This is a genomic window from Gordonia sp. NPDC003424 (assembly GCF_053588655.1).
On sequence record NZ_JBSFQJ010000005.1, the window covers coordinates 198,404 to 211,416 of the forward strand.

At 66.3% G+C, this 13,013-nt stretch carries 13 protein-coding genes; 3 read left to right on the plus strand and 10 right to left on the minus strand.

Translation table 11 applies throughout. The features are described from left to right. Positions 1 to 146: 146 nt before the first annotated feature. The 8 genes from ACWDTI_RS10010 to ACWDTI_RS10045 all read right to left on the minus strand — a co-directional run bounded on the left by ACWDTI_RS10010 (position 147) and on the right by ACWDTI_RS10045 (position 9,615). A complete protein-coding gene (locus ACWDTI_RS10010; protein ID WP_449737915.1) occupies positions 147 to 905 on the minus strand; it encodes an SDR family NAD(P)-dependent oxidoreductase in 759 nt (252 codons plus the stop codon). A 35-nt stretch (positions 906 to 940) separates the two neighbouring features. Continuing rightward, positions 941 to 2,170 (minus strand): acetyl-CoA hydrolase/transferase family protein, encoded by a 1,230-nt coding sequence (locus ACWDTI_RS10015; protein WP_449737916.1) that lies wholly within the window; start codon positions 2,168 to 2,170, stop codon positions 941 to 943. Beyond that, positions 2,171 to 3,367 carry a thiolase family protein gene (locus tag ACWDTI_RS10020; protein WP_449737917.1) on the minus strand — a complete coding sequence of 399 codons (1,197 nt, stop codon included), beginning with the start codon at positions 3,365 to 3,367 and terminating at the stop codon, positions 2,171 to 2,173. Between the two features lies 1 nt (position 3,368). Continuing rightward, positions 3,369 to 4,154: an SDR family NAD(P)-dependent oxidoreductase gene (locus ACWDTI_RS10025; RefSeq protein WP_449737918.1), complete on the minus strand. Its 786-nt coding sequence runs from the start codon at positions 4,152 to 4,154 to the stop codon at positions 3,369 to 3,371. Further along, on the minus strand, positions 4,154 to 5,320 hold the full coding sequence (locus ACWDTI_RS10030; protein ID WP_449737919.1) for an acyl-CoA dehydrogenase family protein: 1,167 nt from the start codon (positions 5,318 to 5,320) through the stop codon (positions 4,154 to 4,156). The genes ACWDTI_RS10025 and ACWDTI_RS10030 overlap by 1 nt, the downstream gene beginning before the upstream one ends. A gap of 68 nt (positions 5,321 to 5,388) precedes the next feature. Beyond that, positions 5,389 to 6,447, minus strand: a complete 1,059-nt coding sequence (locus tag ACWDTI_RS10035) for an acyl-CoA dehydrogenase family protein (RefSeq protein WP_449737920.1) — start codon at positions 6,445 to 6,447, stop codon at positions 5,389 to 5,391. A gap of 10 nt (positions 6,448 to 6,457) precedes the next feature. Then, entirely contained in the window at positions 6,458 to 8,410 is a 1,953-nt protein-coding gene (locus ACWDTI_RS10040; protein ID WP_449738048.1) for an AMP-binding protein, read from the minus strand. 11 nt (positions 8,411 to 8,421) lie between these two features. Further along, on the minus strand, positions 8,422 to 9,615 hold the full coding sequence (locus tag ACWDTI_RS10045; protein WP_449737921.1) for an acyl-CoA dehydrogenase family protein: 1,194 nt from the start codon (positions 9,613 to 9,615) through the stop codon (positions 8,422 to 8,424). A 68-nt stretch (positions 9,616 to 9,683) separates the two neighbouring features. On the opposite strand from ACWDTI_RS10045, the gene ACWDTI_RS10050 reads away from it, so the two are divergent. The 3 genes from ACWDTI_RS10050 (at position 9,684) to ACWDTI_RS10060 (ending at position 10,925) form a co-directional block, all read left to right on the plus strand. Continuing rightward, on the plus strand, positions 9,684 to 10,145 hold the full coding sequence (locus tag ACWDTI_RS10050; protein ID WP_449737922.1) for an FAS1-like dehydratase domain-containing protein: 462 nt from the start codon (positions 9,684 to 9,686) through the stop codon (positions 10,143 to 10,145). After that, the gene (locus ACWDTI_RS10055) at positions 10,145 to 10,549 is read left to right on the plus strand and encodes a MaoC family dehydratase (RefSeq protein WP_449738049.1); all 405 of its coding nucleotides are present in this window, start codon (positions 10,145 to 10,147) and stop codon (positions 10,547 to 10,549) included. Before ACWDTI_RS10050 ends, ACWDTI_RS10055 begins: the two co-directional genes overlap by 1 nt. A 169-nt stretch (positions 10,550 to 10,718) precedes the next feature. After that, positions 10,719 to 10,925 carry a DUF2191 domain-containing protein gene (locus tag ACWDTI_RS10060; RefSeq protein ID WP_449737923.1) on the plus strand — a complete coding sequence of 69 codons (207 nt, stop codon included), beginning with the start codon at positions 10,719 to 10,721 and terminating at the stop codon, positions 10,923 to 10,925. A gap of 289 nt (positions 10,926 to 11,214) precedes the next feature. Here ACWDTI_RS10060 and ACWDTI_RS10065 read toward each other — a convergent pair whose 3' ends face one another. Beyond that, positions 11,215 to 12,192 carry a quinone oxidoreductase family protein gene (locus ACWDTI_RS10065; protein ID WP_449737924.1) on the minus strand — a complete coding sequence of 326 codons (978 nt, stop codon included), beginning with the start codon at positions 12,190 to 12,192 and terminating at the stop codon, positions 11,215 to 11,217. Further along, positions 12,189 to 12,995: a PaaI family thioesterase gene (locus tag ACWDTI_RS10070; RefSeq protein WP_449737925.1), complete on the minus strand. Its 807-nt coding sequence runs from the start codon at positions 12,993 to 12,995 to the stop codon at positions 12,189 to 12,191. The genes ACWDTI_RS10065 and ACWDTI_RS10070 overlap by 4 nt, the downstream gene beginning before the upstream one ends. Positions 12,996 to 13,013 lie beyond the last annotated feature (18 nt).

Sequence of the window (13,013 nt, forward strand, 5' to 3'; positions counted from 1 at the left end):
CGCTGGCGCTCCGGATGCTGCTCAACCAGCGGGGAAGCGCCGCGTGAGGAGGTGGTTTCGATACGCGTCGGCCTCGCAAGCTCGGACGTCGCTACTCAACCAGCGGGTGGGCGGGTGCGACCAGCGGGAAGCCTCAGGCCCCCGACTCATGCCATCGTCAGGCCGCCGCTGACCGACAACGTCTGCCCGGTGATGTAGCCGGTCTCGTCCGAGGCGAAGAAGGCCACGGCCACCGCGATGTCCGACGGCGAGGCGAGTCGCTTCATCGGCACGGCGCGGGTCATGCCGCCGAGGACCTTGTCGGCGTCCTGGCCGGAGTTGTTGGCGAACTTGCGCAGTGCCGGGGTGTCGGTGGGGCCGGGGCACACGGTGTTGACGGTGACACCCTTGGTCGCGACCTCGCGGGCGAGGGTTTTGGTGAAGGCGATGATGCCGCCCTTGGCGCCGGAGTACACGGCTTCCAGCGAGGAGCCGACGCGACCGGCGTCGGAGCCGATGTTGATGACCCGGCCGAAGCCGCGTTCGATCATGCCCGGCACGACGGTGTGGTTCACGCGCAGCGCGCCCTTGAAGTTGATGTCGAGGATCTTGTTCCAGAAGTCCTCGGTGGTGTCGAGGAACTTCATGAAGTCGTCCCAGCCGGCGTTGTTGACCGCGACATCGACCGGACCGAGGTCCTTCTCGATCTGCGCGACAGCGGCCTTCACCGATTCGGTGTCGGTGACGTCGATCGGTACCGCGATGGCCTCTCCCCCGGCGGCCACGATCTCCTTGGCGGTCTGTTGTGCCGCTTCCAGATTCAGGTCGGCGACGGCGACCCGGAAGCCGACCTCTCCGAGTTTGCGGGAGATGCCCTCGCCGATGCCCTGGGCCCCGCCGGTGACGAGTGCGACTCGATGGCTCATAGCTGTTGTGTCCCTTCGGTAGTGATTGCGGTTGTCTAGGAAGCTGCGCGCACCGCGCCGGCGAGTTCGTCGCGGAACTCAGGCGCCGCGATGGCGATGAGTCGTCGGCGACGTTCGCCGAGCGGTTGTCCGCGCAGGTGCGCGATGCCGTGTTCGGTGACGACGCAGTCGACGTCGGCGCGGGCGGTGGTGACGATGCCCTCATCGAGGTTGAACTTGATCGATGATTGCCCGCGCATGGTCGACCGCAGCGCGATGATGGATCGCCGGCCGGTCAGTGCCGCGGCCCGCGCGAAGTCGACCTGTCCGCCGACCGCACCGAGGTAGGTGCCGCGGCTCACCTCTGCGCCGACCTGGCCAGTGAGGTCCACTTCGATCGCGAAGTTGACCGCGACCAGCGACGACAGCTGCGACAAGACCTGTGGCGCATGAGTGTAACTGGTCGGCCGGAACAGCATCGGCAGATCGGAGACACGGGAGTACAGGTCCGCGGAACCCAATGCCGTACCGGCGACCGCCAATCCGACGTCGACCTGTTTGCGGGCGCCGGTGACAACCCCTTTGTCGATGAGCCGCATGACCCCGTCGGTGACCATCCCCGAGTGCACGCCGAGGTCGCGATGACCGGCAAGTGCGTCGAGGACCGCGGTACCCATCGATCCGATACCCACCTGGAGGGTGTCGCCGTCGTCGATCAGTTCGGCGATGTGTGCGGCGATGGCGCGGTCGAGGTCGCCGGGTGGCCGCACCGCCTCTTCTTGGAGGGGACGGTCGGTCTCGACAACCCCGGCGAAGCGTGACACCGGGATTCGCGGTGATCCCGCAAGTGCCGGCATCTGCTGGTTGATCTCGGCGAACAGTAGCGAGGTGTGGTCGACGGCGTTGGCCATGTAGTCCACACCGATTCCGAGTGAGCACATGCCGTCACGGTCGGGCGGCGACACCTGCAACAGGCCGGCGTCGCACGGCAGTCGATGTTCGGCGAACATCCGCGGCAACGCCGAGTAGTGACATGGCACCACTTCGAGTTGGTCGGTATCACCGAGTGCCCGTAGCGCACCGAGTCCGCCGTAGGAGACCATGGTGTCGGCGGGTGAGATCGACTGCGCCAATTGATCATTCCAGCTCAATCCGGTGAACAGTTTGAGCGGTCCGACGGCGGGTGCCTGGGCCAGGAGTTCGTCGACCAGTGGCCGCGGCTCGGCGGCCGCCTGACTCCACCAGACGCCCATGCCCGGCTTCAGCCGACCACCGAAGTCGACCATCTACTCGACCCGTTCGATCAAGGTGCCGGTGCCGAGCCCACCGCCGCAGCACATGGTGACCAGTCCGAGGTGGCTGTCGCGGCGTTCCATCTCCGACAGGATCGACGCGATCAGACGCGACCCGGTGGCGCCGACAGCGTGGCCGAGTGCGATCGCGCCACCGTTGACATTGACGCGATCCTCGTCCGGCTTGAGTTCCCGCTGCCACGCCAGCACCACGGAACTGAATGCCTCGTTGACCTCGAACAGATCGATGTCGTTGACGGTCAACCGGTTACGGTCGAGGATCTTGCGGGTGGCGGGGATGGGTCCGGTCAGCATGATGATCGGGTCGACACCGACGGTGGTCTGGTCGGCGATCCGCGCGCGGATCCGCAGGCCGTGACGCTCGGCGGCCTCTCGGGTACACAGCAGCACAGCGGCGGCGCTGTCGCAGATGGGGCTGGAACTACCGGCGGTGACCCGGCCGTCCGCGCGGAATACGGTCTTGAGTTTGCCGAGGGTGTCCAGCGACGTACCCGGACGCACCGCTTGATCACTCAGGCGTATCTCGCCATCGAGTTCCATCCGGACCATCTCGTTGTCGAATCGTCCGGCGTCGATGGCCGCGGCCGCGAGAGCGTGTGAGCGGACCGCGAACTCGTCCATCTCGGTGCGGGAGATGTTCCACCGGTCGGCGATGAGTTCGGCGCTCTCACCCTGGGTGACGAAGTCGTACTGGGCGCGCAGTTCTGCGGGCCAGGGTTCGCCGTAGAGTTCGCTGATCTTGGCGGGCGAGTTCATCGGGACATGCCCCATGTGCTCTACGCCGCCGGCGATGACCACGTCGTGGACTCCCGAGGAGACCAGTGCCGCAGCAAAGTTCACGGAGGTCTGCGCCGATCCGCAGCGCCGGTCGAGGGTGGTGGCGGGCACCTCCGGCGGGTACCCGGCCTGCAGCCAGGCGTTGCGGCCGATGTTGCGGGACTGCTCGCCGAACGGCGCGGTGCAACCGATGAGCAGGTCCTCGATGACGGCCGGGTCGATGCCGGTGCGCGCCACCAGATCCTGATAGCACGCCGCGAGCATCGCGTTGGGATGGGTGTCGCGGAACCAGCCCTTCTCGGGGTGGGATTTGCCGATCGGGGTGCGCACCGCCTCGGCGATGACGACCTCGCGGCCCGCCTCCACGAACGGACCCGTAATGCGCTGCGCCACGTCAGATCACCGTCCCGCCGTCGACCGGAAGAACCTGTCCGGTGATGTAGGCCGCCGCGGGCGATGCGAGGAACACGAACGTGGGGGCGATCTCGTCGGGATAGGCCCAGCGTCCCAGCGGAATCCGCGCGAGGGTTTTCTCGGCGAGTTTCTCGTTGCTGCGGATGTTCTCGGTCATCGCGGTCGCCGCCAGCGGCGCAACAGCATTCACCGTCACCGACTGTTTGGCGAGTTCGCGGGCAAGGGATTTGGTGAAGCCGACAATGGCCGCCTTGGCCGCACCGTAGTTCGCCTGGCCGATGGTGCCGGTGAGCCCGGCCGCCGAGGTGACGTTGATGATGCGTCCGGTGCCGTCGGAGGGCAGATACTCCAGTGCGGCGTGACTGCAGTGGTAGGTGCCCATCAGGTGGGTGTCGATCACGGCCCGGAACCTGCCCTCGTCCATCTTCGGGAACATGGCGGGCTTGATGACGCCGGCGTTGTTGACCAGGATGTGCAGCGTGCCGTCGCCGAGACGTGCGGCCGCGGCGACGGCGTCACGGGCGTTGTCGGCGTCGCAGACGTCGAGGGCAAAGGGTTCGGCCACACCACCGTTCGCGGTGATCCGGTCGGCGACCTCGGCTGCCGCGTCCTTGTTGATGTCGGTGACGAGCACACGGGCGCCGGCCGCGGCGAACGCTTCGGCGACCGCCGCGCCGACGCCGCCACCGGCGCCGGTGACCAGCGCGGTGCGGCCGTCGAGTCCGAACACCTGAATGCCGTGCGGGACAGAGGATGATGTGGTCATCAGTAGCTCCTGGGAAGGCCGAGGACGTGCGAGCCGAGGTAGTTGAGGATCATTTCCTGGCTGATCGGTGCGATACGGGTCAGTCGCGCTTCGCGGAAGTAACGGGCGACGTTGTATTCCTCGGAGTAACCCATGCCGCCGTGGGTCTGCAGCGCGCGGTCGGCGGCGTCGAATCCGGCGTCGGCACACAGGTACTTGGCGGTGTTCGCCTCACGGCCACAGGGCTTTCCGTTGTCGTAGAGCCAGGTGGCCTTGCGCAACATGAGTTCTGCCGCGTCGAGGCGGGCCAGCGAGTCGGCGAGCGGGAACTGGATGCCCTGGTTCTTGCCGATGGGGCGGCCGAAGACCTCACGGTCGTTGCCGTAGCGGACGGCGGCACGCATCGCGGCGCGGCCGATGCCGAGTGCTTCGGCAGCGACGAGGCAGCGTTCCGGATTGAGGCCGTCGAGGATGTAGGTGAAGCCCTTGCCCTCCTCGCCGACGCGGTCCTCGACGGGGATCTCCAGGCCGTCGATGAACAGCTCGTTGGAGGTGACGGCGTTGCGGCCCATCTTCTTGATCGGCCGGATGTCGACCTTGCTGCGGTCGAGATCGGTCAGGAACAGCGTCATGCCGTCGGTCTTGCGGGGCGACTCGTCGAACTTCTGCGTGCGGGTCAGGAGCAGGACCTTCTCCGACTCGACGGCCTTGGAGATCCACACCTTGCGTCCGTTGACGATGTACTTGTCGCCCTCGCGCTTGGCGAAGGTGGTGATCTTGGTGGTGTCGAGTCCGGCGCCGGGTTCGGTGACCCCGAAGCAGACGTGCAGGTCGCCGCTGACGATGCGCGGCAGGGTGCGCTGCTTGAGTTCCTCGCTGCCGTGCACGATGACCGGGTGCATGCCGAAGATCGACAGATGCAAGGAGCTGGCGCCGTTCATCCCGGCACCGGATGCGGCGATCTGCTCGAGGATGATCGACGCCTCGGTGATGCCGTAGCCGTGGCCGCCGTACTCCTCCGGGGTGGTGATCCCGAGCCAGCCACCTTCGGCGAAGGCGTTGTAGAACTCGGTCGGGAACTCGTGCTTCTCGTCCTTCTCCTGCCAGTACTGATCGTCGAACTTGGCCGCCAGCTCGGCGACCGCGTCACGAATCGTGATCTGGTCATCTGTCAGTTCGAAATCCACGTCGGTGCTCCATCTCTCCGGTCAGACAACTATACCAATGGACTGACCAAATAATGCAAGGGTTTGCTTTAGGTGTTTTCGCTCGCGGTGTCGAGCAGGGCGGCCGCGATCCGTTCGTTCCAAGTCGAGGGGGTGCCGAACAGGGTGCGGTCGAACTTGGCACGCTTGTAGAACAGGTGCAGGTCGTGTTCCCAGGTGTAGCCGATGGCGCCGTGCACGGTCAGCGCCGAATCGGCAAGATCGGCGACGGCCTTTGTGACCTGTGCCTTGGCCACGGCGGCGATGGTCGGCGCATTCTCCAGGCCCGCGTCGACGGCCGCGGCCGCGTACAGCGCGATGGAGAACGACGCCTCGACGGTCACCAACATCTGCGCGCAGGCGTGTTTGACGGCCTGGAACCCACCGATGAGTTGGCCGAATTGCTTGCGCTGCTTGCTGTACTCGACGGCCAGGTCGAGCATGCGTTCGGCAGCGCCGAGGGCATCGGCGGCGACGAGGACGGCGGCTCGGATCGCGGCGTCCTCGAGCGCTGACCCTGCCACTAGCTCGGTGATCGGGGCGTCGGTGAAGGTCACGGCACCGGCCGACCGGGATCGGTCGAGGAGGTTCTCGGTCGTCACCGTGGCGTCAGCAGCCGCAACCCGCGCCACCGCCAGGCCGTCGGGCCCGATGACCGGCACCAGGTACACGTCGGCATCGGCGGCGCCGAGGACGTGCTCGAAGGTTCCGGTCAGGCGTGCGCCGTCGGTGGCAACCGGTGACCAGGACGGTATACGGTCGGCGCGGATGGTCACCGCGAACTGGCGCTCGCCGTCGAGTTGGGCGGAGAGTTCGTCGTCGGTCAGCAGCGGCGCGGCGAGCGCGGCGGCCAACCACCGTGAATCGGGGACGGCGGCCCGCCCGAATTCGCGTGCAGCCAAGGCCAGTTCGAGGGCTCCCCCGCCCTGCCCGCCGGCTTCTTCGGCGTAGCCGACGCCCCACCAGCCTTCACCGATCAAGGCTTCGGTGAAGGTAGCAGCGTCACTCGCGTGCAGCTCACGGACGGTGTCAGTGGGGAATTTCGTGGAGATCCACTCCCGCAACGACGTTGCGAACAGTTCTTGTTCGTCGGACAGTTCCCAGTGCATACTTCGCTCCTCAGCTCACGCCCGCGCCGTGCACGACGTCGCGGATGGCGTCGACGGCTTCCGGGTTCTCAGCGCTCGACAGATCGCCCGGGTCGGTGCCGATGGCGGCGGCCCGCACCGCCCGCCGGAGGATCTTCGCCGACCGCGTCTTGGGCAGCGCGTCGACGGTCCACACCTTGGCCGGAGCGAAGGGTTTGCCGACGCCGGTCGCGACCAGCTGGCGCAACTCCTCGGAGACGCCCTCGGTGTCTGCGCCGGGCCGGGGAACCCAGAACGCCCACACGGTTTCCCCCTTCTTCGGGTCCGGCACACCGACCGCTGCCGCCTCGGCAACCGCGGGATGAGTGGTCAGCACGGACTCCACCTCGGCGGGTGCGAGGCGCTTGCCGGCGACGTTCATGACATCGTCGGAGCGGCCCAGGATGTACCACTGACCGTCGTCGTCGATCAGGGCGTAGTCGCCGTGACACCACATGCCGGGGAAGGTCGACCAGTAGGACTCGAGATAGCGCTCGCGGTCGTGCCACACCCCGCGGGTCATCGCCGGCCACGGCTGTCGGCATACGAGTTCACCGATGCTGCCGCGCAACGGTTTTCCGCTGTTGTCGACGACGTCGACATCCATGCCGAGCGACGGCCCACCCAACGAGCAACTCGGGATCGGCTCCACCGGATACGGCGCCAGGAACGAGCCGCCGACCTCGGTGCCGCCGGAGAAGTTGATGACCGGGACGCGGGCACCGAACACGTTGTCGGCCAACCAGTTATACGAGTCCGGATCCCACGGTTCGCCGGTGGACCCGAGGACGTGCACCGAGGACAGGTCCCGGTTCGCGATCTCCTGCAGCGGGGTCGACTTCAACGCCCGGATCAGCGTCGGCGACACCCCCAGCATCGTGATCTGATGACGCGCCACCAGATCCCACAGCCGACACGCGTCGGGGACATCGGGTGAGCCCTCATACAGCAGCAGCGTGGCGCCGTTGGCGTGAGTACCGAACGCGGCCAGCGGGCCCATCACCCATCCCATGTCGGTGATCCAGCAGAACGTGTCACCGGCGTTGATGTCGAAGGAGTAGGCGACCTCGGTAGCGACCTTGATGGTGAAGCCGGTGTGCGTGTGCACCGCGCCCTTGGGTTTTCCCGTCGTGCCCGATGTGTAGCCCAGCATCAGAGTCTGCATCGCGGGAAAGGGCTGGACCTCATGCGGTGCGCGGTCGGCGCCGGCGAGGCTGTCCCAGGTCACGGTCGCCACGTCGCCATCGCCGAGATCGACAGTGCCACCGACATTGTCGACAGCGATGACCGACCGCACCGACGGTGTCTGCGGCAACGCCTTGGCCAGCTCACCGATCATGTCCACGGTGCGGCCACGGCGGATCGTGCCGTCCGCCACCACGATCGCGGTCACCTCGGCGTCGTTGAGACGCGACGCGATCGCCGGTGCAGCGAACCCGGAGAACAACGGCACCAGAATCGCGCCGATACCCGCTGCGGCATAACACGCGATCACGGCTTCGGGGATCATCGGCAGATAGATACCGACCGCGTCACCCTCGCCGACACCCAACTCGATCAACCCGGCCGCAACACGACCCACCTGATCCGCCAACTCGCCGTAGGTCAGCGTGCGGACCGAACCGTCCTCGGCCTCATGCACAATCGCCGGCTCGTCCGCCCGCTCGGCAAGCCACCGCGTGATGCACGCATCCACCGCGTTGAACGTGCCGCCGACGAACCAATCCGGAAACTCGACACCGCCGGAGGTGTCGAGGACCTTCTCATACGGCGTGGCGAACGGGATACCGAGGTCTGTGATGGCTGCGTCCCAATACCATTCGATGTCCTCGGTGGAACGACGCCGCAGTTCGCCGATCGAGTCGATGCCGTGAGCGCGACCCAGACGCAGGACGTTGGCGTTCTCCAGGTAGTCGGTGCTCGGAGTCCACACATAGGTACTCATCATGTCTCCGTTCAGCTTCGGGGCATCCCGAGCACACGCTCGGCAGCGATATTGCGTTGAATGAAGGTCGAGCCACCGGCGATGGCGGTGCCGCGAGCCTGATAGGCCAGGCGCAGCCAGCGTTGCTGGTCGGCATCGAAGTCGGTGTCATCGTCGTTGGCGGAAAGTCCGAATTGTCCACCGAAATCGGACAGTTCCAGACCGAAGTCGGCGATGTCCTCGACGAGTGGGCAGAAGTACAGTTTGCCGATCGAGGTGACCGGGCCCGGCGGTTGTCCGGAGGCGGCACCGGTGATCACGCGCTGACCGATCAGGTAGTGCGTGAGTGCGCGGCCGTAGAGGTCGGCAATGCGTTGGCGGATTGCGGTTTTCGACGCCAGTGGGGTGCCGTCGTCGGCGGTGCTGCGCTTGATCTGAGCGACGAGGTCGACGACGGCCCGGGTCGTGTTGACGCGGCCGGTCGCGATGCCGACGCGCTCGAAAGCCAAGGTGCCCATGGCGACCTTCCAACCGCCATCGACCTCACCGACGACGTTGGCGTCGGGCACGAAGACGTCGTCGAGGAAGACCTCGTTGAACTCGGCCTCACCGAGCATGTGTTCAAGGGGGCGGACGGTGACGCCGTCGGAGTTCATCGGCAGCAGGAAGTAGGTGATGCCCTTGTGACGGTCGCCGCCACCGGTGCGGGCGAGCAGGATGGCGTTGTCGGCGATCTGTGCCCTCGATGTCCAGATCTTCTGCCCCTGGATGCGCCAGCCGCCGTCGACCTTGGTGGCCTTGGTGCGCAGCGACGCCAGGTCGGAGCCGGATTCCGGTTCGGAGAACAGTTGGCACCAGATCTCGTCGCCGGTGAGGATCGGCTGCAGGTAGCGTTGCTTCTGCTCGTCATTGCCGAACGCGACGATGGTCGGGCCGGCGAAGTCCTCGCCGATGATGTTGAGCCGATCGGGTGCGCCAGCCCGGTCCATCTCCTCGTTGAAGATGGCCTTGACCTTCGCGTCCGCGCCGGCACCGCCGAATTCCTTCGGCCACGACAACCCGGCGAATCCGGCGTCGAACAGCTTCCGCTGCCATACCGACCAGAACCCTCGCTTGTCCTCGAGTCGCGTCGGCTCGGGCCAGGGCAGGGTGGGCAGGGCCTCGGTCAGCCAGTCGCGGACACGGGTCCGGAACTGTGCTTCGTCCGGCGAGTCGCTCAGATCCATCAGGAACCTCCACATCGTTACGGACCAACGTTACAATAGGTCAGACCAAAAAATCTAGGGAGGTTTCGATGACGAGCTCATCCGTCGAGACGATACCGGTCGGGACCGTTCTCGACGTCGTATCGTTCGAGGTAGAGGCGGGTAAGGTGCGTGAGTTCGCTCGGGCGACACATGCCGCCGATCCGGTGCACACCGATCCCGAAGTGGCAGCTGCGGCCGGTTTCGAATCGATTCCGGCGACCCCGACGCATGTGGTGGTGGCGGGTCATCACCGCGACCAGGCCGGGTTCGTGTCCGCGCTGGGCCTGGCGATCGAACGCGTGGTGGTCGGTTCGGTGGAGTGGGAGTACGCACGCCCACTGGTCGTGGGTGATCGGCTGACCGGGACGCGCCGAGTGGTCGACGACACCACCCGTGACGGCAAGCGCGGCGGGACCATGCGGCTGGTCACGCTGGAAACCTCGTGGGTCGACGATGCCGGTGACACCGTCGTGACCCAGCGTGAAGTGCTCATCGAAAGGGGCGCATGATGATTCGCACACCGATCGCTCTGACCGCCGGCCAGGAACTCGAGCCGCGGGACATCGGCCCGATCACCCAGACCGACATCGTCCGATTCGCCGGTGCCGGAGGCGATTTCAATCCCCTGCACCACGACGCCGCCTACGCCCAGCGCGCCGGACTACCGGGTGTGATCTCGATGGGCCAGATGCAGGCCGGGATGCTCGCGGCGTTCGCGTCCGACCTGGTCGGTGTGGAGAATGTGCGCGCTTTCTCGGTCCGGTTCGTCTCTCCCCTGGCGATCGGTGAGACGCTGCAGCTCGGCGGGCGGGTGGAGAGTGTCGACGAAGGAGTTGCGGAGTTGGTGATACAGGCGACTGTCGAGGATCGGGTGGTCGTGTCGGGGACGGCGAGGGTACACGTGCCGGCATGACCACATGGCCGATCGCGCCATTCGCTGATTGAGCAGCCACGTGCGAACGAAGTGAGGGTGTGACTGCCGTCGACGGACTCCGTAGGATGGAGAGCGCAGACCTCCCCACCTGTGGATACGGAGGTCTCGCTGTTGCTGGCATTTTTGGATTCCTTTTCGCGGAGGCGTCATGACGAAGAGGCTCATTGACCTGGACGACGACCTGCTGGCTGCCGCCCGGGCGGAACTGAGGACGACAGGCGTCTCCGACACTGTGCGTGCTGCGCTGCGGCACACCGTGACTTCCTCGGCGCGGACCCGTCAGATTGCCTGGCTGCGCGAGGGCGGCCTCGAGGGGATGTCCTCATCCGAGAATCGCGGTGATGTGTGGCGTTGATCGTGCTCTTCGAATTCCGTAGTGTTCCAAGGGCGAGACTCCCCCACTCCCGTGGATAAGGGAGTCTCGCTGTTTCTGGTCCAGTTTCACGCGCCACCTTCGCTGATCGAGTAGGGAGAAGCGTGCGACGACCGTTCCTCTCCGCTGATCGAGTAGGGAGGAGCTTGCGACGACCGTATCGAGATCACGTGCGAGCGGTCTCGATACGCCCACGCTTCGCTGCGCTCGGTGGCGACTACTCGACAAGCGGTGGGTGGCTTCGCGAAATCACGCAGTCAGGGATGCGAACTCACGGCACCAACACAATCTTGCCGAACTCACCACCGGCTTCGAGACAGCGATGGGCCTCGGCGGCCTCGCCGAGCGGAAACGACTGAGCGGTCGTAGGCGGCGCAACCTTCCCCGACGAGACGATATCCAGCAGCCCACGAAAGTCTTCCGGCCCACCCATCGTCGTACCGAGAAGGCTGTACTGCCCGAAGAAGAACTTCCGGACGTCGATGTCGACGTGTTCGGCGACGTTGGCGCCGAGCACGACGAGCCGCCCACCCGGCCGGAGCGCACCCAGTGAACGATCCCACAGACCGACCGGGTCGAGGATGACGTCGAATCCGATTCCGTTGGGCGAGAGCTTCTTTGCCGCATCCGGCCAGTCGTTCTCGGTGTGTAGGACACCGCCGTCGGCACCGGCGGCCTGCGCCCGTCCCAGCTTCTCCCCCGACGACGCCGTCACGTAGGTGTGGGCACCGATGGCCGAGGCCAACGACATAGCCATCGTCGAGATTCCGCCTCCGGCGCCGATGATCAGCAAGGATTCGCCGGCACGCAGACCTGCACGGCTGACGAGGGCCCGGTAGGAGGTCACCCCCACCAGCGGCAGGGCGGCCGCCTGCTCCCAGGTGAACCCAACCGGCTTGGACGCCAGACATTCCTCGGGAACACTGACGTATTCGGCGTACGTGCCCGGCCGGTGATCACCCAGGATCTCGAACCCGGGAGCGGGCGCGTCGGTACTCTCGCCCCAGAACAGCGACGGCAGGATGACGACCTCCTCGCCGGTGTCCGTGCGTATTCCGGCACCGTCGGCACCTGGCGTATGCGGCAGCGGCGACTTGTATTGGCCCCGGCGCACCAAGACATCGTGCCAATTGAGTGCGCTGGCTCGCAGTTTCACGGTCACCCAGCCCGGCCGCGCCGTCGGCTCGTCGACCTCGGCGGGCACCAGCACGTCGGGCTCCCCGAACTCCGCCATGACGATGGCCTTCATAGCTGTCTCCGTTGGACGATCACCGTGGCCAGCGCACACGGCTTGCCCGAGAAGTTCTCCGCTGTCACCCGGACCACCGCCAACGACCGTCCCCGATGCTGGACGTCGGACCGGAAGATGACGATATTGCGGGCATCTCCGGGCCGGACGTAGGCGATATCGATACTGGTGGCGCGGAATTCGTCGCCGCCCCCGACGGCTGCCAGCGCCGCGCGTTCGCTGCCGATGATCAACACACCGCCGTGGACATCGCCTTTCCCGTTGGGCGCGAACATCGTCGGCGCCATCTCCACCACACCCGCCGCGTTCTGACGAAAGCCCAACGCGTCACGCACCGTAACGTCCGACGGCGGCGGAGTGTGGGGCACATCCGGACCAGTAGGTGCGGCATCGACGGGAATGAGATGCGAGCGCTGCGTGACGAGCGCGATGACCTCGCCGTCAGCGGTGCTGACCGATCCGCGGGTGGCGGCGCCACCTGGGTGGCGGGCAACCAATTCGCCCGTCACCACCATCGGTGGACCGTCCGTGGGCGGATCGGCGAGGAAGTCGACACGGATGCCGAGACTCACCGGCCACCAACCATCAGGCCGTCCGGCAGCGACGACATACCCCGTCACATCATCGAGCGGCACACCGAGCGCTCCACGGTTGCCCGTCATCGGATCCTGCAGCCACGGACCCGACGCCATCGACAACTCGGCGCTCACCGGACTCAGCCGTACCGCATTCACCCGCAGTAGCGCCTCCGCGCCGGACACCACGAAATCGGTTGGGCTGATCTCGACCATCGGCTCAGGCATCGAGACCTCCCGCCGCCG

What these genes read in the sequence shown, in the direction of transcription:
- ACWDTI_RS10010 (WP_449737915.1), bottom strand. Translation starts at nt 905, where the DNA reads ATGAGCCATCGAGTCGCACTCGTCACCGGCGGGGCCCAGGGCATCGGC.
- ACWDTI_RS10015 (WP_449737916.1), bottom strand. Translation starts at nt 2,170, where the DNA reads ATGGTCGACTTCGGTGGTCGGCTGAAGCCGGGCATGGGCGTCTGGTGG.
- ACWDTI_RS10025 (WP_449737918.1), bottom strand. Translation starts at nt 4,154, where the DNA reads ATGACCACATCATCCTCTGTCCCGCACGGCATTCAGGTGTTCGGACTC.
- ACWDTI_RS10035 (WP_449737920.1), bottom strand. Translation starts at nt 6,447, where the DNA reads ATGCACTGGGAACTGTCCGACGAACAAGAACTGTTCGCAACGTCGTTG.
- ACWDTI_RS10040 (WP_449738048.1), bottom strand. Translation starts at nt 8,410, where the DNA reads ATGAGTACCTATGTGTGGACTCCGAGCACCGACTACCTGGAGAACGCC.
- ACWDTI_RS10045 (WP_449737921.1), bottom strand. Translation starts at nt 9,615, where the DNA reads ATGGATCTGAGCGACTCGCCGGACGAAGCACAGTTCCGGACCCGTGTC.
- ACWDTI_RS10050 (WP_449737922.1), top strand. Translation starts at nt 9,684, where the DNA reads ATGACGAGCTCATCCGTCGAGACGATACCGGTCGGGACCGTTCTCGAC.
- ACWDTI_RS10055 (WP_449738049.1), top strand. Translation starts at nt 10,145, where the DNA reads ATGATTCGCACACCGATCGCTCTGACCGCCGGCCAGGAACTCGAGCCG.
- ACWDTI_RS10060 (WP_449737923.1), top strand. Translation starts at nt 10,719, where the DNA reads ATGACGAAGAGGCTCATTGACCTGGACGACGACCTGCTGGCTGCCGCC.
- ACWDTI_RS10065 (WP_449737924.1), bottom strand. Translation starts at nt 12,192, where the DNA reads ATGAAGGCCATCGTCATGGCGGAGTTCGGGGAGCCCGACGTGCTGGTG.
- ACWDTI_RS10070 (WP_449737925.1), bottom strand. Translation starts at nt 12,995, where the DNA reads ATGCCTGAGCCGATGGTCGAGATCAGCCCAACCGATTTCGTGGTGTCC.